Genomic DNA, 17,622 nt, shown 5'->3' with positions numbered 1-17,622 from the left:
GGCCGGGTGAGGGGATTCAACGCGACGGCAGTGCTGCCGCAAAGACCTGGCAGTAGATAGGCGACTGCATGTCCCGGATGTCCGGTATCGGCCCCGCCGATCGGAGAGTCCGGGATGCCGTCCGTCCGGGCGGCGCGCGGTCGGGCGCCCGCGGTCAGCGGGCGTCGGCCGCCGCGGCCTCGTCGCGCTCGGCGATCAGCTTGTCGTCCTTGCGGGCGGCGATGCGCGAGACCTTGAACAGCGCCTTGCGCCGGGCCCGGCCCAGCGGCAGGGCGAGCCGGCCGATCCGCACGTCGACCGGGCGGACGTCGAACACCCCGGAGTCGCCCAGCTCGTCGAACAGCAGCTGCTGCTCCTCGGAGATCTGCTGCTCGAACTCCGAGGAGACCGAGCCGCGGGCGATCCGGAACGCGGCCAGGGTCTCCGGCACGCCGAGGAAGTCGCCGTACTGGAGCAGGCGCATCCAGAGGTCGAGGTCCATGATGAAGCGCCGCTCCGGGCGCCACCCGCCCGCGGTGACGAACTGCTCGCGACGGAACAGGACGTTGCCCGGCTCGCCGATCGGGTTCGCGCCGTTGCGGATGACCCGCCGTGCGACCTCGCTGCCCGAGTGCAGCCCGACCAGGCCGCCGCCGAGGCCGCGGCGCGGGACGATGACCCGGCTCTGCTCGTCGATCATGTGCCGGCGCGAGGCCACCACCGACAGCGACGGGTCGTCGCGCATCGGCGGCACCTGCAGCTCCAGGCAGCGCGGGTGCAGCAGGTCGTCGGCGCAGACCAGCTTCACCAGCGGTGCGCGGCACAGCTCGACGGCGCGGTTCCAGTTGTCGCCCTGCGGCAGGGTCTGCCGGTTGCGCTCGACCCGGATCCGCGGGTCGCGGAACGAGGTCGCTATCTCCCAGCTCGCGTCGGTGCTGCCGTTCTCCAGCACGACGAGCTCGAAGTCCCGCCAGGTCTGCTCCAGCACGCTGCGGATGGTCTCGGCGAGATAGGCCTCGCCGTTGTAGACCGGGATGCAGACGGACACGCTGGGCACAAAGCCGCCGGGCCTCATCGGGTACCTCGCAGGGGTGGAACGGATCGGACGAGCAGGCGGCGACCCACGCTACCCGCCCCGGTCGGCGGGCCGGACGGCGGCGCGGACGAGCGACGTCCGACCGGGACCATCGGGACGGAACGGATACGCACCGTGATCACCGGCCGGACGTCCCGCCGCTCGCCGCCCGACGATCACCGCTCGTCGGCCGGGGCCCCGGAGGGCCGGTCCCGCGCCGCGGCGGCCCGGGCGACGTCCGTAGTATCCGTCGTCGTGTTCGCGTGGTCGGTCCACGCCGCGGCGACGGAGTCCGGAGGCCTTGCGCCGTCCGGGCGACACCCGATGCGGTGCGGGTCACGTAACGCGACCGACGGCGCCGGAGATAAGCCGGATGACCCCCGTTGTGGGGTAACGGATCCGGTCGAGGTCGGCATCGTCGTCACGACCGGACACGCACTGCTCGCCAACCGCGCGCCAGGACCGATCGATTCGGGGGAGAGACCGGTGAACAAGCGCCCTGACCACGGACCACGTCGTCCGAACCAACCGAGGGTGTCGGTGATCGTGCCGACCCGCAACGAGGCACGGAACCTCGAGGTGGTCCTGCCGGCCGTCGCGGCCGTGCGTCCCGCCGTGTACGAGGTGATCGTCGTCGACGGCGACTCCAAGGACGGCACCGTCGAGACCGCACGCCGTGTCCTGCCCGGCGTCCGGATCGTCCGCCAGACCCGCAAGGGCAAGGGCAACGCGATGGCCTGCGGTTTCGCCGCGGCCACCGGCGACGCCATCGTCATGTTCGACGCGGACGGCTCGGCCGACCCGCAGGAGATCCCGCGCTTCGTCGCCGCGCTCGTCGAGGGCGCCGACTTCGCGAAGGGCAGCCGGTTCACCAAGGGGGGCGGCAGCGACGACATCACGTTGCTCCGCAAGGGTGGCAACGCCGGTCTGAACCTGATCGCGAACACTCTGTTCGGGACCCGCTACAGCGACCTCTGCTACGGCTACAACGCCTTCTGGGCCGACATCCTGCCGCTGCTGGAGCTGCCCGCGGTGGACATGCCGCCGCACCCGGACGGCGGGATGTACTGGGGCGACGGGTTCGAGATCGAGACGGTCCTGAACTGCCGCGTCGCCGCAGCCGGTCTGTCGATCACCGAGGTCCCCTCGGTGGAGAAGGAGCGGATGTTCGGCGAGACGAACCTGCGCACCTTCGCCGACGGCACCCGCGTCCTGCGGACCCTTGCCGCCGAACGGCGTCGTGCCGGTCGCGACGACCGGTCCGCCGCACCCGGCACGGCCGTCCCCGGCCCCGCCGCGGTCGTCCCGCCCGCCGGGCACCCGGCGGTGCCCGCCACCCCGGCCACGGCGCCGGTGCCGCCCGCGGTGCCGGACCGTGCCGTCCCGGCGGCGCAGCCGCAGCGCCCGGCCCCGCGGCCGCACGCCGACGCACCGGCCCCGCAGCGCCCGCAGCAGCAGCCGTCGCGTCCGGCCCCGCAGCCGCAGCCCGGTGCGGGCCAGCCCGCCCCGCAGCAGCCGGCCCCGTCGCCGGTCGCCCGCGAGCAGCGCCCCGTCGGCGCCGAGCGCGACGGGTCCGCCCGTCCCGAGCGGACCGGTGTGCGGTACGCATGGGGGGAAGAGGCGTCCTGAGCGCCCCGGGACCGGATCGGGCCGGTCCGTGCCCCACCGGCCCACGCCCCACGAGGGGCGTGGCGCCGGGAGAACCACCAGTGAAGAGGAGTGAGCCGCGGTGAGCGTGCAGTCCGCAGCAGAGCTGACCCGCGCGAGGACCGCGCGGCGGTACGTGGCGATCCTGCTCGTCGCCGCCGGCGTCATCGCCTGCGGCCTGAGCATCGCCGGGATCAGCGGGGGCGCGCTGGGCGAGTTCCGGCTGCTGGTCACCATCGGCTTCCTGCTGCTGGGTCCCGGCTGGGCCGCCGCGGGCTTCCTGCGCCGCGCGCCCGCCGCGCACGTCTGGCTGCTGACCCTCGGGGTCGGTACCGCCGTCACCCTGATCGGCGGCCAGCTCATGGTCAGCCTGGGGCTCTGGTACCCGAGCGTCGCCCTGTTCGTCGTCACGCTCCTGTCGGTCCCGTTCCTGCTGCGCCACGCCGTGGTGGCCCAGTGAGCGGGACCTCCCGGTGAGGCCGGTCGGGCCGGCGCGTCCCCGCCCCGCCGCGGGTACGTCCGGTCCCGGCCCCGTCCCCGGACCGCAGGCGGCGGGCGTCGACCCGGACGCCCCGACCCAGCGTCTCGCCACCGCCCACGCGCGGGCGCACTCGCGCCGCAACGCCGAGCAGCACACCGAGTACCTCCCGCCGCTGGTCGGGCTGCGCGGGCCCGGCGAGAACCCGCCGACCCCGCCGCCCACCCCACCGCCCGGACCGGGCGGCGGAGACGGCGGCGGTGAGGACGGCGAGCAGGTCCCGGACCGCAACGGCGGCATCGGCGACGGCATCGCCCTGACCCTGTGCTCTGGCTTCGGCTCGGTCGCCGGGCTGCTCGGCGTGCTGATCGCGACCCGGATCATGCCGCAGGCCGAGGTCGGCCGGGCCTCGGAGTTCGTGTCGGCCTTCCAGCTGATCGGCGGCGTCGCCCAGCTCAACCTGGGGCTGGCGCTGCTGCGCTGGCTCCCCGGGGCCGGCCGCAGGTCGGTCCGGCTCACCTTCGGCTCGCTGCTGCTGATCATGCCGCTGTCCGGGCTGATCGGCCTGATCTACGGCACGCTCGTGCCCCGGGTCGCGGAGGCCGCGGGTGGCGGATCGTTCGGCTGGGGCCTGGTCGTCCTGGTCCTGACCTGCGCCGGCTGGTGCGTGTTCGTCGTCCACGACTTCGTCATGGTCGCCATCGGGCGGCCGTGGGTGGCGGTGTGGCGCAACGGCACCTTCGCCGTGACCCGGATCGTGCTGCTGCTGGCACTGGGCACCACGCTCGCCTCCGAGGCGCTGGTGCTGTCCTGGGCGATCCCGGTCGTGCTGTGGATCGCCGCGGGCACCGTGCTGCTTTGGTTCATGGTGCGGCGCTTCGCCCGCTCCGGTGGGCCGGGCACGCTGCCGTCGCGCCCGGAGATGATCGCGTTCCTGGCGCCGACCGCGCTGGCGCAGTGCGGCAACGCGCTGCTCTACAACCAGGTCCCGCTGTTCGCGAACTTCCGGATGGGCAACGAGATCGGCGCGGTCTTCTTCATCTGCTGGCAGGCGGTGACCGTCATCGACCTGGCCGCGACGTTCTTCACCAACTCCCTGACCGTGCAGACCGCCCGGGAGCCGCACCGCGCCGAGGAGTTCGCCCGCGTCGCCCGGCGCCGGATGCTCCTGTTGTTCGTCCCGGCGCTCGGGCTCGGCGCGGCACTCGGCTACCCGGTGCTGTCGCTGCTCGGTGAGGGCTACGCGCCCGGCGCCCCGGCGCTGGCCGTGCTCATGGGCGGCCTGTTCTTCCGGCTGATCGTCGTGTTCGAGCTCGCCCGCCGCCAGGCCGACGGCGATGGGATGGGCTACGCGAAGATCCAGCTGCTCAACACCGGCCTGGTCGTGGTCTTCGCCGGTCTGGTCCCGCTGCCGGACCCCGGAACCGCATCGGTCAGCATGACCATGCTGCCGGTCGTCCTCGGCTACGTCGGCGCGCAGATCCTCTGCGCACTGGCACTCAGATTCGTCCCGGCGTGGAACCGCCGGAGCACACCGGAGGTGAAGTCGTGACGTCGGAGACCCGCCGGACGGGCGGCCCCGACCCGTCCACCCGCGGCCACCGCGGCGAGGAGCCCGCCGTCGCGCGGACCCGCGTCGCGGAGGAGAGCGCGAGCGAGCGGACCCAGTTCGTCACGCCGCCCGGCCCGGACTCGCCGACCATGGCCGTCCGCGGCCCGGTCCCGCGCCCGCCCGGTGACGGCCCGCCGCCGCCCCCGCCGCCCGCACCCGAGACCGCCGATCCGCTGTCCCCGCTGTGGGTCTGGGGCGCGCCGGTCCTGGCCGTGCTCGCGGTGCTGCTGCTGCCCGTCGCCGCCGCGACGACCGACCTGTCCGACCTGGGCGGCTGGGGCCTGGCCCCGGCGCTGAGCCCGTTCGCGTGGGTCGCGCTGCTGCTCGCCATCGGCGCCTGCCTGCTCGAGCTCTGGTCGCGCCGCCCGCGCATCCCGATGCTGGGTGCCGCGACGGGTGTGCTGCTGCTGTGCTCCACCGGCCTGCCCTCGGTCGTGCAGCCGCAGGCCCGGTTCACCACCGCCTGGCTGATCTCCGGGTTCGTCGACGCGGTCGCCCGCAACAACGGCGTCCCGCCCACCGGCGTGGACGCGCGGTTCTACTGGCCCGCGTTCTTCGCCCAGTGGGCCTGGATCCGCGACGCTGCCGGCGCCGACCAGCTCGACACGATCCTGCGGTGGTACCCGCCCGCGGTCACCGCGGTGTGGGCGATCGGCGTCTACGCCCTGGCCCGCTCGATGCTCGGGGGCACCCGGGCGCCGTGGGTCGCGGCCTGGCTGTTCATCGGCCTGAACTGGATCGAGCAGGACTACTTCTCGCCGCAGGCGACCGCGATCGTGCTGCTGCTGACGGTGCTGACCTTCGCGCTCGGCCCGCTGGCGACCCGCCGCGTCGACAACGCCGGGGTCCCGGGCTGGCCACGGGCCCACCGCGGGGCGCCACCGCTGCCCCGGTGGCGGCGCTGGCTGGTGTCGGCGCTGACCCCGCCGAACACACCGACGCTGCCCGCCCGGCAGCTCCTGCTGATCTACTTCTGCGCGGCGCTGTGCGTCATCGCCGTCGCCCCGGCCCACCAGCTGACCCCGTTCGCCATCATCGGCCAGCTGGCCGTGCTGGCGGTCGTCGGCCGGTTCCGCGGCCGCGGGCTGGTGATCGTCGCGATCGCCGCGGTGACGGTGTTCGTGCTGATCGGCGCCCGCGACTTCTGGATGAACCAGATCAGCATGATCATCGGTAGCGGCGACGACGGCAGCGCGCTGCAGGCCGGTGTCGCGGACCGCTTCCAGGGCGACACGGGCCAGCTCGTCGGCAAGGGGTTCCGGGTCGCGATGACCGGCCTGACCTACGTCCTCGGCTTCGCCGGTGCCTGGGTCTACTGGCGCCGCCGCCGCGACCTCGTGCCGATCCTGCTGGCGATCATCCCGATGGGGATGGCGGTCGTGCAGAGCTACGGCGGCGAGCTGCTCCTGCGCGTGCTGCTCTACGGCCTGCCGATCCTGTCGATCCTGGCCGTCGACGCGCTGCGGGCCTTCGCCCGCGTCGACCGCAAGCGCGAACGGCTGCTCGCGGTGGGCATGGTGGTCGTCTTCGGTCTGCTGATCTTCATCCGCGGCGGTAACGAGGCCTACACCGACGTCACCACCGAGGACGTCCAGATGACCCGCAAGGCCTACGCCGAGGCGCCGCCCGGGGCGACGGTGCAGCCGTTGTCGACGGTCGGGCCCTACGCCCTGGAGGGCGTCGGCGAGAACAACAACATGGCCTCGGGCGGTCAGGGCTGCGCGGTCCTCGCCGCAGACCCGTTCCGCTGCATCGACCAGGTCCAGCCGCAGACGATCCTGTTCTACCCGGCGATCGAGAAGCAGGGCGTCGTCCTGAACGACCGCCAGCCGGGCTGGACGATCGAGATCCGCAACCAGCTCATCGCGTCGGGCCAGTACCGCGCGACCTACGAGAGCGGCTTCGACGCCATCCTGGTGCGCAACGAGCCGCTCCCGGCGCCGGGCGTCCCGGCACCGGCGACGGCCCCGGCCCCGGCGGCCGGCGGGGAGGTGCCGAACCCGTGAACGGATTCCTCCTGACCTGGCTCGCCTTCGGCCTGATGCTGGCCGTGTTCGCCGCCCGCGCCTGGGTGGTGGAGACCAGCCGTGGCCGGCTGGTCACCAGCGGGTCCGCGCAGCGCGGGCTCACCGCGGCCGCCGTCGCCTCGGTGGCGCTGGTGGTCGTGATGCTGACCCTCAACGGCGGCGTCGAGCTGGTCGAGCTCGTCTCGGGGGGCCGGGCCGACGTGACCCAGCCCGCCGAGCCGCTGCCCGGGCAGGACCCGGCGGTGCCGATCCAGCCGCAGGCCCCGGCCCCGGCGGCACCCGCGGCCCCGGCCAACTGACCGACCCGCGACACACGAGGGCCCCGGTGCCGTACGGCACCGGGGCCCTCGGTCGTGCGTGGGGTCAGCCGCTGTAGCCGATGGCCACGTACTTGGTCTCGAGGAACTCGTCGATGCCGACGTTGCCGCCCTCGCGGCCCAGCCCGGACTCCTTGACGCCGCCGAACGGGGCGGCCGGGTTCGACACCAGACCGGTGTTGAGCCCGATCATGCCGCTGTCGAGGTTCTCGGCGATGTGCAGCGCCCGGTTCAGGTCGCGTGTGTAGACGTAGTTGACCAGGCCGAACTCGGTCGCGTTGGCCGCGGCCAGCGCGTCGTCGGCGCTGTCGACGACGGTGATCGGCGCGACCGGGCCGAAGATCTCCTCGTGGTTGAGCCGGGAGTTCACCGGCACGTCGGTGAGCACGGTCGGCGGGTAGAAGTAGCCCGGCCCGTCCTGGGCCTTCCCGCCGATCGCGACCGAGGCGCCGGCGGCGACGGCGTCGGCGACCAGGTCGGTCACCTTGTCCAGGCCCTTGGCGTCGATCAGCGGGCCGACGTTCACGCCCTCCTCGGTGCCGCGGCCGACCTTGAGCGCGCCCATCCGCTCGGCGAGCTTCGCGGTGAACTCCTCGGCGACGCCGCGCTGGACGTAGAACCGGTTCGCGGCGGTGCAGGCCTCGCCCATGTTCCGCATCTTGGCGATCATGGCGCCCTCGACGGCGGCGTCGACGTCGGCGTCGTCGAGCACGATGAACGAGGCGTTGCCGCCCAGCTCCAGCGACGAGCGCATGACCTTGTCCGAGGCCTGGGACAGCAGCAGCTTCCCGACCGGGGTGGACCCGGTGAACGACATCTTGCGGGCGCGGCCGTCGCGCAGGATCGGCTCCATCACCGCGCCGGCGTCGGTGGCGTTGATGACGTTCAGGGCGCCGTCGGGCAGGCCGGCGTCGGCCAGCACCTGCGCGAACGCGAGCATGGTCAGCGGCGTCTGCGGCGCGGGCTTGATCACCGACGCACAGCCGGCGGCGACCGCCGGGGCGATCTTGCGGGTGCCCATGGCCAGCGGGAAGTTCCACGGGGTCACGAACACGCAGACCCCGACGGGCTGGCGGATGGTGAGGAAGCGGGTCTGGCCGTTCGGGGCGACCTGGTAGCCGCCGTCGATGCGCACGGCCTCCTCGGAGAACCAGCGCAGGAACTCCGAGGCGTAGACGACCTCGCCCTTGGCCTCGGCGAAGGGCTTGCCCATCTCCAGGGTCATGAGCAGGGCCAGGTCGTCGATCCGCTCGTGGAGCAGGTCGTAGGCGCGGCGCAGGATCTCGCTGCGCTCCCGCGGCGCCATCGCGGCGATCGTGGGCTGCGCGGCGTGCGCGGCGGCGAGGGCGTCCATGCCGTCGGCGGGGGAGGCGTCGGCGACCTCGGTCAGCACCTCTCCGGTGGCCGGGTCCTCCACCTTCGCGGTCGCGCCGTTCTCCGCCTGCCGCCACTGGCCGCCGATGAACAGGCCGGTGGGGACGGCATCCAGCACCCTGCGCTCGTCAGCATTGGTGGTCATGCCCGGAACGTACCCCGGTGAGTCGGCCCATAGACACCGGCGGCGCCGGCGGGGCTGGGTCATGATGAGGCCCGTGGCAGCGACATCGACACCGGCAGCGGCCCTGCCCGAGCTCGTGCCCGACCCGGTCGAGCTCCCCGCCGGGCTGGCGGACCTGCGGGCCGAGGTCCGGTCCTTCCTCGACGACGAGCGCGGCGCCGCCCGCTGGACCCCGCGCGCGGACGTGTGGCTCTCCGGCTGGGACGAGTCGTTCTCCCGCAGGCTGGGGGAGCGCGGCTGGCTCGGGATGACCATCCCCACCGAGTACGGCGGGCACGGCCGGACCGCGCTGGAGCGCTACGTCGTCACCGAGGAGCTGCTCGCCGCGGGCGCCCCGGTGGCCGCGCACTGGATCGCCGACCGCCAGATCGGGCCGTCGCTGCTGCGCCACGGCACCGAGGAGCAGCGTCGCGCGTTCCTGCCCGGGATAGCCCGCGGCGAGGTGTACTTCGGCATCGGCATGTCCGAACCGGACTCCGGCTCCGACCTGGCGTCGGTGCGGACCCGGGCGACCCGCGTCGACGGCGGGTGGCGGCTGTCGGGCACCAAGGTGTGGACCTCCGGGGCGCACCACGCGCACGCGTTCTTCGCGCTGGTGCGCACCGAGCCGCGCGACGACACGAACCGGCACGCGGGGCTGTCCCAGTTCCTGGTGGAGCTGGACTCGCCCGGGGTGGAGATCCGCCCGATCCCGCTGCTCACCGGGGCGCACCACTTCAACGAGGTCCGCTTCGACGACGTGTTCATCCCCGACGCGCGGGTCTTCGGCGAGCTGGGCAACGGCTGGGCCCAGGTCACCGGCGAGCTCGCGTTCGAGCGGTCCGGACCGGAGCGGTTCCTGTCGACCTACCCGCTGCTGGCGTCGCTGGTCGGCGAGCTCGCCGGGGCGGGCCGCGCCGACGCCGGCGCCCGTCGTCGCGTGGGGTCGCTGGTGTCACGGCTGTGGACGCTGCGGGCCATGTCGCTGGCCGTCGCCGGGGCACTGGAGTCCGGCCGGGCCCCCGAGCTGGCCGCGGCCCTGGTCAAGGACCTCGGAACCCGCTACGAGAACGAGATCGTCGACGCCGCCCGGCTGCTGGTCGACATCCCGCCGGACCCCGGCGCGGAGTCCGGGTTCGCCCGGCTGCTCGCCGACGCCGTGCTGCACGCGCCCGGGTTCACCCTGCGCGGCGGCACCAACGAGGTCCTGCGCGGCATCGTCGCGCGGGGGATGGGACTGCGCTGATGGCCCGCAACAGCGACCTGGCCGACCTGGCCACCTCGATCCTCGCCGCCGGGTCCGACGACCGCGACGGGACCGGCCTGGACACCGCGGCCTGGAAGGCGTGCGCCGGGGCCGGGCTGACCTCGCTGACCGACCCGGACACCGGCGGCACCCTCGACGACGCCGCCGTGCTGCTGGAGGTCGCCGGTGCCGACGCGGCCCGCCTGCCGCTGGCCGAGACCGACCTGCTCGCCGGGTGGCTGGCCCGCGCCGCCGGGCTCGCCGTGCCGGACGGGCCGCTGGCCGCCGTCGTCACCGACGCGACCGGCGGGGACCGCCCGGCCGGGACCGCCGGGGGCACGGTGACCGGCAGCGGCGGCACGGCCGGGACGGTGTCGACGACCCTGACCCGGGTGCCGTGGGGGCGTTCGCTGGCCGCGGTCGTCGTCCTCGACGGCGACCGGGTGCTCGTGCTCGACACGGGCGCGGCGGCGGTCACCGAGGGCGCCAACCTCGCCGAGGAGCCCCGCGACGGCCTCACCCTCGACGGCGTCACGCCCCTGGCCACCGGCACCGCCCCCGCCGGGGCGGCCGCGGAGCTGACCCTGCGGGCGGCGCTGGCGCGGTCGCTGCTGCTCGCCGGCGCGGCCCGCGGCGCACTGGCCCGCTCGGTCGCCTACGCCGGGGAGCGCACCCAGTTCGGTCGTCCCATCGGCCGCTTCCAGGCCGTGCAGCAGATGCTCGCCGAGGCGGGCGCCGAGGTCGCGGCCGCCTCCGCCGCCTCCGCCGCCGCGACCTCGACCGCGCGGCGCGCGGGGTTCGCCGCCCCGGAGACCGCGTTCGCCGTCGCCGCGGCGAAGGCCCGCTGCTCGGAGGCGGCGACGGCCGTCGCACGGATCGCCCACCAGGTGCACGGGGCGATCGGGTTCACCCGCGAGCACGCGTTGCGGCTGGTCACGACCCGGCTGTGGGCCTGGCGCGACGAGGACGGCGACGAGGCGTTCTGGAACGACCGGGTCGGGGCGGCCGCGCTGGACGCGGGCGCCGACGGGCTCTGGCCGCTGGTGACCGGGCGGCCCTGAACCCGGCCCGAACCCGGTGATCGCCACGGGTGAGGGAATCGGTGCCACATCCGGCACCGGCCCCCTCACTCCCGGCGATCACATCTTCCGGAAGTCCCAGCTGGTGATCTTCTCCGGGCGCAGCCGCAGCCACGCGTGCCGTCCGTCGATCACGACCTGGTCGCCGGTGTAGCGCGCGGCGAACGCCTGCTCGACCCGCTCCAGCTCCGGGTTCGGCTCGCCGGTGCGGGGCACCTCGCCGACGACCTCGACGGAGCCGCGCAGCTCGACCCCGCGCAGCTCGGTGTAGTCGTGCCCGGCGTCGACGACGACGGCGATCCGCGGGTCGCGCTGCAGGTCCGCCCAGCGCTGCGAGCGCGAGAGCGAGGTCAGCCAGAGCGCCTCGCCGTCCCAGAGGTACCAGAGCGGGGTGGCGTGCGGGCCGTTCACGCCGTTGGTGGCGACCCGGCAGGTGCGCTCGGCGTCGAGGAAGGCGGTGATCTCCTCCGGGGTCATCGCGATCTTCCGGGCGCGGCGCTGCGGCTTCGGTGCGGTCATGGTCCGAACCTAGATCAGACCCCGGCCGGTGCGGGTGGTGCGGCCGGGGAGAGCATCACCACGTGCACGACCTGAGCCCCGGCCTGGAGCAGCTGCTCGCCACCGACCGTCCCACGCCGTACCTGGCGCTGGACCCCGCCGTCGCCGGGGAGCGCTACCGCGCGCTGGCCGCGGCGTTCGGCGACGCCCGCATCCTCTACGCCGTCAAGGCCTGCCCGGAGCCCGCCGTGCTGCGCGCCCTCGTCGCGGCCGGGGCCGGGTTCGACGTCGCCTCCCAGGCCGAGATCGACCTGTGCCTGGCCGCCGGTGCGGACCCGGCGACGCTGCAGCACGGGAACCCGGTGCGCGGCCCCGGTGCCGCCGCCCGGGCGGCCCGCGACGGCGTCACCCGGTTCGTCACCGACAGCGCCGAGGACGTCGACGCCCTCGCCGCCGAGGTCCCCGGCGCCCGGGTGCAGGTCCGGCTCTCGGTCGACGACACCGGCTCGGCGACGCCGTTCCACGGCAAGTTCGGGGCGCCGCCCGACGCCGCCGTCGCGCTGCTGCGCCGGGTCGCCGACCGCGGCCTGGTCGCGGCCGGGGTCACCTTCCACGCGGGCTCCCAGCAGACCCGCCCCGCCACCTACGCCGGGGCCGTCGCGCTCGCGCTGGAGGCCGCCGGGCGGGCCGGGCTGCGCCGCCCCGAGCTCGACCTGGGCGGCGGCTGGCCGGTGGCCTACCGCGCCGCCGTCGCCCCCGCGCGGGACTACGCCGCGGCCGTGCGCGCCGCGGTGGCCACGGCCGTCGACGCCGGGCACGTGGACGGCGCGACGCTGCTGCTGGAGCCGGGCCGCGCGCTGGCCGCCCCGGCCGGGGTGCTGCGCGCCCGGGTGCTGCGCGTGTCCCGCCGCCCGGGCGTCGACCACCGCCGCTGGGTGTACCTCGACGTCGGCCGCTACCAGGGCCTCGCCGAGACCGAGGGCGAGGCGATCGCCTACCCGCTGCGCGTGCCCGGGCGCACCGGGCCGTGCGGACCGGTCGTCGTCGCGGGCCCCACCTGTGACGGCGACGACGTGATCTACCGCCGCACCCCGGTCGCGCTGCCGCTGAACCTGGCCGCGGGCGACGTCGTCGACCTGCTCGGGGCCGGCGCCTACACCTCGAGCTACGCCTCGGTGGGGTTCAACGGGTTCGGACCGCTCGAGGTGATCGTCGCGGGGGAGGGGGCGTCGCTCCCACATCCCGGTTAACGTGTCCGGACGTGTCATCCTCCACCTCGCCGATCATGTCCGTGCCCGCCGCCGCGGCCGGAGAACTGCATCCGGCCGTCGGGCTCGGGACGGGCGCACCCGCGCTGCCCAGCACGTCGTCACCGGTCGGCAGACACGTCCTGGCCGAGCTCGGCGGCATCGCCCCCGAGATCCTCGACGACTGCGAACGCCTGCGCAGCGACCTGACCGCCGCGCTGACCGAGGCCGGGGCCCAGGTCCGCCAGGTGGTCGTCGAGCGGTTCGAGCCGCAGGGGGCGACCGTCGTCGCGGTCCTGGCCGAGTCGCACGCCTCGATCCACACCTGGCCCGAGCACGGCGGCATGCACGTCGACGTGTTCACCTGCGGCGAGAGCGCCGACCCGGTCGACGCCGTGCGCCGCCTCGCCGACCGCGTCGGTGCGACCGACACCGCGCTGCAGGTCGTCGCCCGCGGCGGCGCCCCGCGCACGGTCACCGAGCCCATCTCGCCCGGCCTGACCCGGCGCTGGGACCTCGGCCGGGTCCACCACGTCGCGCACACCGGGTTCCAGCACGTCGTCGTCGCCGACACCGCGCACGGCGTCACCCTGTTCTGCGACGACGAGCGCCAGTCCACCGAGCACACCCAGCTCACCTACCACGAGGCGCTGGTGTGGCCGGGTGCGCTGCTGGCCCGCGAGCTGGACCGGGTGCTGATCGTCGGCTCCTCGGAGGGTGTCGCGTCGGAGATGGCGGTCGCGGCCGGTGCGAGCCGGGTCGACCACGTCGACATCGACGCCGAGGCCGTCCGGATCTGCGCCGAGCACCTGCCCTACGGCTACACCCCCGAGTCCCTCGCCGCGGCCGAGCGCGGCGACGGCCCGGTGCACCTGACCTACGGCGACGGGCGGCAGTTCGTCCTGGACTCCGACGAGCACTGGGACCTGGTGGTCGTCGACCTGCCCGACGAGCGCCCCGACGAGCCCGACGCCCAGATCAACCGGCTCTACGAGGAGGACTTCGTCCGCGCCTGCGCGCAGCGGCTCACCCCCGGCGGGGTCCTGGTGTTCCAGGCCGGCAGCCCGGCGGTGTGGCGGGACGCGACGCTGCGCTCGGCCTGGCAGCGCTTCGCCGCGGTGTTCGGCGAGACCGGCGGGCGCGGGGTCTACATCGGCTGCGAGGAGCACGAGTGGGCCTTCCTCGCCGGTGTCCGCGAGCCGATGGACGACCCCGGCGCGGTCGCCGCCGGGCGGCTCGCGTCGATGCCGTCGCAGCCGGAGCTCTGGGACGCGACCGCGCTGCGGCACCGCCTGGTGGCGCCGCTGTCGCTGCGCAGGCTCACCGACTGAGCGAGCCCCGCCCACGGTGCGTGACGGGCCGGGTCCTACCCGGCCCGTCACGTGCGCCGAACGGGGCGTAACCGGTCGGCGACGATGATCGTTGGTCGGACAGGACCGGCGTGCCCACGCCGGCGACGTCCGACCGGAGGTCCGAGAGCCCGTGCGCCGTCCCCGTCCGTCCCGGTGGCTCGCCGTGGCGACCATGACCCTGCTGAGCTCGGCGGGGATGAGCGCCCTCGCGCCCGCGCAGGCGGAGGCGCCGACCACGTTCGCCGAGACCACGCTGTCCGCGCGCAACCTCGACACCGCCCCGGTCGGGCGCTTCGTCGCCCTGGGCGACTCCTACGCCGCGGGCCCGCTGGTCCCGGTGCAGCAGGGCACGCCGTCCGGGTGCCTGCGCTCCAACCAGAACTACCCGTCGGTGCTCGCCCGCTCGGCCGGCATCGGCCGCTTCACCGACGTGTCCTGCAGCGGCGCGACGACCGAGGACATGACGGCCCCGCAGCAGGTCCAGGCCGGCCCGAACCCGCCGCAGCTCGACGCCCTCGACGGCTCCGAGTCGCTGGTCACCCTGACCATCGGCGGCAACGACATCGGCTTCTCCGGGATCATCACCGAGTGCGTGCGCCGCTCCTCGGCGAACCTGTTCGGCGCGGCCTGCAAGGACTTCTACACCGCGGGCGGCACCGACCAGCTCGCCGAGCGGATCGACGGCACCGAGTCCAAGGTGTCCGACGTGCTGGCGAAGATCCGCGACCGGTCGCCGGCCGCGCGGGTCGCCGTCGTCGGGTACCCGTCGATCCTCCCGGACACCGGTCCCGGCTGCTACCCGGTCATCCCGTTCAGCCCGGGCGACACCGCCTACCTGCGCGAGACCGAGAAGAAGCTCAACGCGATGCTGGCCGACGCCGCCCGCGACGCCGGTGTCGACTACGTCGACACCTACACCCCGACCATCGGCCACGACGCCTGCACGCTGCCCGGCGTGAAGTGGGTCGAGGGCCTGGTCCCGACCTCGCCCGCCGCGCCGGTGCACCCCAACGCCCAGGGCATGCGCGCGATGGCCGCGGCCGCCGGTGACGTGCTCGGCATCCGGGTCGCCCGGCCCACCTCGCAGCCGGTCCCGGGGGCGACCAACCCGGTGCCGACCGCGTCGCTGCCGCCGCAGGCCCGCACCGCGAACTGAGGCAGGGACCTCCGGGCCGCGGTGCGTGTCAGACTCGCACCGTGACGGGGACGGTCGAGCGGGGACGACGCCTGCCGGTGCCGGCCCGGTGGGACGAGCTGCGGACGTGGGCGGCCGCGGTCGACCCGGGCCACACCCGGCTGCACCTGGCCTCGGTCGCGACCGCGGCGATGCTGCTGGCCGCGGTCGCCGCGAGCGTGCTGCGCGCCCTGACCGGGCAGCCGATCACGATCGTGCTGTTCTCCGTGGTGCTGGCGATGATCAGCAACCTGGCGGTGAACGAGAACGACCTGCGACGGCGGCGCGTCACCACCGCCCTGATGGTCCTGCCCGCCGCGGCGTCGGCGACGGTGTCCGCGCTGCTGGCGACGAACCGGGTCGCGGCCGACGTCGTGTTCGTCCTGGTCATGATGGTCGCCGTCGCGGTCCGGCGGTACGGGCCGCGCGGGGTCGCGCTCGGGATGGCGGCGTTCATGCCGTTCTTCTTCGTGCAGTTCCTGCACGCCGGTCCCGGCGAGCTGCCGTACCTGCTGGCCGGGGCGGTGATCGGCATCGGCAGCACCTTCCTGCTGCGCTGCCTGGTGTTCACCCGCCGCTCCGAGGCCGTGCTGGACGCGCTGTTCCGCGCGTTCGAGGCGCGGCTGCACGCGCTGCTGCTCACCGCGGTCGAGGCGGTGGAGACCACCGCCGGTGAGCCCGACCTCGACCCGCTGGTGCGCGCCCAGGCCCGGCTCAACGAGACCGCGCTGCTGGTGACCGACCGGCTGGACGACACCGACGACGGCCCCGACGCCGCGGCCGGTCCCGTCGCGGGCCTGCGGCAGTGGATCATCGACTCCGAGCTCGCCGCCGAACGGGTCGCCATGTCGGTCCGCCGGTCGGTCGAGCACCACGACCCGATCCCCGACGACGACCGCGCCGAGCTGGCCGAGGGGCTGCGGGCCCTCGCCGCGGCCACCGCCGTCGGGACGCCCGGCGCGATCGCCGCCCGCCTCTACGACGGCGCACGGTCCGCCGTCGCCGGCATCGTGGACCGGCCGGCCGGGGTCGGGCCCGCCGCGCGCGAGCAGCGCATCGGGTTCGCCGTGGTCCGGCTCGCCGACGCGATGCAGACCACCGTCGAGCAGGCCCGCCTGCGGATCGCCGAGCACCACGACACCGACCGGGAGACCGCGGGCGGCGACCCGGCACCCGAGCCCGTCCCGGAGCAGGTGGAGCCGCCGGCGGGCCGGGACCGGTTCGGCGGGCTCGCGCTGCACACCCGCCAGGCCGTGCAGGTCGGCGTCGCCACCAGCCTCGCGATCGTCGTCGGCGAGCTGATCTCCCCGGCCCGCTGGTACTGGGCGGTGATCGCCGCGTTCGTGGTGTTCGCCGGCACCGCCAGCCGCGGCGACGTCCTGAGCCGCGGCTGGGCCCGCGCGGTGGGCACCGCGGGTGGGGTCGTGGCCGGGATGCTCCTGGCGCTGCTGGTGGGCGGCAACGTCGTCGCCAGCCTCGCGCTGCTGTTCGTCTGCGTGTTCCTCGCCCTGTACATGGTGCGGATCTCGCAGGCGATGATGGCGTTCTGGATCACCGCGGTGCTGGCGCTGCTCTACGGCGTGATCGGCCAGTTCAGCGTGCAGACCCTGGTGCTGCGGGTCGAGGAGACCGTCGTCGGCGGCGCGCTGGGCATGCTCGCCGCCTACCTGATCCTGCCCACCCGCTCGCGCACGGCCTTCGCCGAGGCACTCGACGACGCCCTCACCGCCGTCGACGTCTCCCTGCGCACCTCGGTCGACGCGGCGCTGGGCCGCCCCGGCGCCGGTGACCCGCTGGAGAAGGCCCGCGCCGTCGACACCGCGGTGGCCACCGTGCGGACCCGCGCGGTGCCGCTGCAGCACCCCGTCGCCCGCAGGCCGCTGCGCCGCGGGGTGCACCACACCGTGCGGGTCGTCGGCGCCGTCGACCACTACACCCGCCAGCTCGCCGCCCAGGCCGCGACCGCGTCGGTCCCCGGCTGGGCCGCGACCCTGGAGCCCGCGGCCGAGCGGGTCCGCGCCGACCTCGACGGCCTGCGTCGCATCCTCGACGACGGCTGGGGCCCCGCCGCCCGGCGCGAGCACCCGAGTGGCGCGGGTCCCGCCGACTACGGCGTCGGCTCCGCGGAGGAGCTGCTCGACGCCGCCGAGGCGGACGCGGCGTCGCGGACCGCCGCCGGTGCCGGGACCGAGCGGACGCGCCGGCTGGCCGCGGCGCGGCTGCTGCGCCGGATCGACCAGCTCGCCGTCGGGCTGGCCCGGGAGCTGTGCGGACAGACCTGGAGCGAGCCCGCCCCCGCCGGGCGCGGCGCCGGTCACGCGGACGGGTCCGGGGCCGCGGCCGCGGGTTAGGGT

14 protein-coding genes are annotated in these 17,622 nt (G+C 75.1%); 11 read left to right on the top strand and 3 right to left on the bottom strand.

Going from position 1 to position 17,622, the window contains the following annotated elements; genetic code table 11:
• Positions 1–154: 154 nt before the first annotated feature.
• Positions 155–1,036, bottom strand: a complete 882-nt coding sequence (locus DMP17_RS32955; protein WP_337831581.1) for a glycosyltransferase family 2 protein — start codon at positions 1,034–1,036, stop codon at positions 155–157.
• Positions 1,037–1,594: 558 nt separating this feature from the next.
• On the opposite strand from DMP17_RS32955, the gene DMP17_RS32950 reads away from it, so the two are divergent.
• The 5 genes from DMP17_RS32950 (at position 1,595) to DMP17_RS32930 (ending at position 7,117) form a co-directional block, all read left to right on the top strand.
• Complete coding sequence (locus DMP17_RS32950) at positions 1,595–2,683, top strand: glycosyltransferase family 2 protein (RefSeq protein ID WP_337831580.1); 1,089 nt, start codon at positions 1,595–1,597, stop codon at positions 2,681–2,683.
• A gap of 100 nt (positions 2,684–2,783) precedes the next feature.
• Positions 2,784–3,161 carry a hypothetical protein gene (locus DMP17_RS32945; protein WP_062395221.1) on the top strand — a complete coding sequence of 126 codons (378 nt, stop codon included), beginning with the start codon at positions 2,784–2,786 and terminating at the stop codon, positions 3,159–3,161.
• A 13-nt stretch (positions 3,162–3,174) separates the two neighbouring features.
• Positions 3,175–4,731 (top strand): lipopolysaccharide biosynthesis protein, encoded by a 1,557-nt coding sequence (locus DMP17_RS32940; RefSeq protein WP_226357224.1) that lies wholly within the window; start codon positions 3,175–3,177, stop codon positions 4,729–4,731.
• Positions 4,728–6,797, top strand: a complete 2,070-nt coding sequence (locus DMP17_RS32935; protein ID WP_337831579.1) for a hypothetical protein — start codon at positions 4,728–4,730, stop codon at positions 6,795–6,797. The genes DMP17_RS32940 and DMP17_RS32935 overlap by 4 nt, the downstream gene beginning before the upstream one ends.
• Positions 6,794–7,117 carry a hypothetical protein gene (locus tag DMP17_RS32930; RefSeq protein WP_226357222.1) on the top strand — a complete coding sequence of 108 codons (324 nt, stop codon included), beginning with the start codon at positions 6,794–6,796 and terminating at the stop codon, positions 7,115–7,117. Before DMP17_RS32935 ends, DMP17_RS32930 begins: the two co-directional genes overlap by 4 nt.
• Before the next feature lie 64 nt (positions 7,118–7,181).
• Here DMP17_RS32930 and DMP17_RS32925 read toward each other — a convergent pair whose 3' ends face one another.
• Complete coding sequence (locus DMP17_RS32925; RefSeq protein ID WP_226357221.1) at positions 7,182–8,654, bottom strand: NAD-dependent succinate-semialdehyde dehydrogenase; 1,473 nt, start codon at positions 8,652–8,654, stop codon at positions 7,182–7,184.
• Between the two features lie 64 nt (positions 8,655–8,718).
• Here DMP17_RS32925 and DMP17_RS32920 point away from each other — a divergent pair, with 64 nt between their 5' ends.
• The gene (locus DMP17_RS32920; RefSeq protein WP_337832769.1) at positions 8,719–9,918 is read left to right on the top strand and encodes an acyl-CoA dehydrogenase family protein; all 1,200 of its coding nucleotides are present in this window, start codon (positions 8,719–8,721) and stop codon (positions 9,916–9,918) included.
• On the top strand, positions 9,918–10,979 hold the full coding sequence (locus tag DMP17_RS32915; protein WP_337831578.1) for an acyl-CoA dehydrogenase family protein: 1,062 nt from the start codon (positions 9,918–9,920) through the stop codon (positions 10,977–10,979). The genes DMP17_RS32920 and DMP17_RS32915 overlap by 1 nt, the downstream gene beginning before the upstream one ends.
• A gap of 78 nt (positions 10,980–11,057) precedes the next feature.
• Here the strand turns inward: DMP17_RS32915 and DMP17_RS32910 are convergent, their stop codons facing one another.
• Positions 11,058–11,516 (bottom strand): pyridoxamine 5'-phosphate oxidase family protein, encoded by a 459-nt coding sequence (locus DMP17_RS32910; RefSeq protein ID WP_337831577.1) that lies wholly within the window; start codon positions 11,514–11,516, stop codon positions 11,058–11,060.
• Between the two features lie 71 nt (positions 11,517–11,587).
• On the opposite strand from DMP17_RS32910, the gene DMP17_RS32905 reads away from it, so the two are divergent.
• The 4 genes from DMP17_RS32905 to DMP17_RS32890 all read left to right on the top strand — a co-directional run bounded on the left by DMP17_RS32905 (position 11,588) and on the right by DMP17_RS32890 (position 17,619).
• On the top strand, positions 11,588–12,745 hold the full coding sequence (locus DMP17_RS32905; protein WP_443217986.1) for a type III PLP-dependent enzyme: 1,158 nt from the start codon (positions 11,588–11,590) through the stop codon (positions 12,743–12,745).
• Between the two features lie 11 nt (positions 12,746–12,756).
• Positions 12,757–14,073, top strand: a complete 1,317-nt coding sequence (speD, locus tag DMP17_RS32900) for an adenosylmethionine decarboxylase (protein ID WP_226357217.1) — start codon at positions 12,757–12,759, stop codon at positions 14,071–14,073.
• Between the two features lie 193 nt (positions 14,074–14,266).
• Positions 14,267–15,250: an SGNH/GDSL hydrolase family protein gene (locus tag DMP17_RS32895; RefSeq protein WP_226357216.1), complete on the top strand. Its 984-nt coding sequence runs from the start codon at positions 14,267–14,269 to the stop codon at positions 15,248–15,250.
• Positions 15,251–15,291: 41 nt separating this feature from the next.
• Positions 15,292–17,619, top strand: coding sequence for an FUSC family protein (locus tag DMP17_RS32890; protein WP_337831575.1), 2,328 nt, complete (start codon positions 15,292–15,294; stop codon positions 17,617–17,619).
• Positions 17,620–17,622 lie beyond the last annotated feature (3 nt).

Source organism: Pseudonocardia sp. TMWB2A (assembly GCF_017312135.1).
The sequence above is the reverse complement of the archived record's forward strand: the minus strand, read 5'-3'. Positions and strand labels throughout refer to the sequence as shown.

Bases quoted from the DNA above. Each gene is read 5' to 3' on its own strand.
- DMP17_RS32925 (WP_226357221.1), bottom strand. From the start codon at position 8,654: ATGACCACCAATGCTGACGAGCGCAGGGTGCTGGATGCCGTCCCCACC.
- DMP17_RS32920 (WP_337832769.1), top strand. From the start codon at position 8,719: ATGAGGCCCGTGGCAGCGACATCGACACCGGCAGCGGCCCTGCCCGAG.
- DMP17_RS32915 (WP_337831578.1), top strand. From the start codon at position 9,918: ATGGCCCGCAACAGCGACCTGGCCGACCTGGCCACCTCGATCCTCGCC.
- DMP17_RS32910 (WP_337831577.1), bottom strand. From the start codon at position 11,516: ATGACCGCACCGAAGCCGCAGCGCCGCGCCCGGAAGATCGCGATGACC.
- DMP17_RS32895 (WP_226357216.1), top strand. From the start codon at position 14,267: ATGACCCTGCTGAGCTCGGCGGGGATGAGCGCCCTCGCGCCCGCGCAG.